1 protein-coding gene is annotated in these 1,163 nt (G+C 71.1%); it reads left to right on the forward strand.

What is annotated here, in order from left to right:
- The coding region (locus EN994_RS32350) for a hydantoinase/oxoprolinase family protein (RefSeq protein WP_164746460.1) at window positions 1-1,163 on the forward strand (1,163 nt) is incomplete at both ends.

Below are 1,163 nucleotides of genomic sequence, written 5' to 3' on the forward strand. Positions count from 1 at the left end.
TGCTCCGCGACAAGTCCGGCCTGCCGGTCACATCGAGCCACGAGCTGTCGGCCAAGCTCGGCGGCCCGCGCCGGGCGCTGACCACTTTGCTCAACGCCAGGCTGATCTCGATGATCGACCGGCTGGTGGCAGCAACCGAAGGCTTCCTCGAGGCGCGCAACATCGCAGCACCGCTGATGGTGGTGCGCGGCGATGGCGCGCTGGTTTCAGCCGCTTTTGCCCGCCAGCGACCGATCGAGACCATCCTGTCCGGCCCGGCCGCCAGCCTGGTCGGCGCCCGCCACATGACCGGGCTCGACAATGCTGTGGTGTCCGACATCGGCGGCACCACCACCGACGTCGCCGTGCTCGACGGCGGCCGTCCCAGGCTAGATCCGGAAGGCGCCACCGTCGGCGGCTTCCGCACCATGGTCGAGGCCGTCGCCATGCGCACCTTCGGCCTCGGCGGCGATTCCGAAGTGGCGCTGGAGGATGGCGCGCTCAACCCCAGGATCCTGCTCGGGCCGCGCCGCCTGGTGCCGCTGGCGCTGGCCGGCATGGCGCATGGCGTAGCGCTGATTTCAGAGCTGGAGCGTCAGCTGCGGGCACCCAATCCCGGCCGTATGGACGGCCGCTTCGCGGTGCGCACCGGCGTGCCGGACCGGCTCGCCGCCGGCCTGACCGGCGCCGAAGCCAGGCTCTACGAGCTGATTGGTGCCGTGCCGCTCGCCGTCGACAGGCTTTTGACCTCGAACGCGCAGAACGCGACGCTGAACCGGCTGGTGTCGCGCGGGCTGGTGCATGTCGCCGGCTTCACCCCGTCGGACGCCGCCCACGTGCTGGGCAAGCAGGCGAACTGGGATCCCATCGCCGCGCGCCTCGGCGCCGAACTGTTCGCCCGCAAGCGTGACGGCCGTGGCCAGAACATCGCCGCTTCGCCGGAAGCGATCTCGGAACGGGTGCTGGTGACGCTGACGCGCTGGTCGGCCGAATATATCCTCGAGACCGCCTTTGCCGAGGATGGGCTCGATGGCGCCGCGACAGTGGCGCACGCCCTGGTGCAGCGCGCGGTCGACGCGCATCCCGGCATCGCCCGCCTGAGCGTCGCGCTCGACCGCCCGGTCATCGGCCTCGGCGCCTCGGCGCCGCTGCACTATGCCGGCTTGGCCGAGCTGATCGGCAAT

Origin of the sequence: Mesorhizobium sp. M7A.F.Ca.CA.002.09.1.1 (assembly GCF_003998555.1) — a bacterium.
Lineage (GTDB): Bacteria > Pseudomonadota > Alphaproteobacteria > Rhizobiales > Rhizobiaceae > Mesorhizobium > Mesorhizobium ciceri.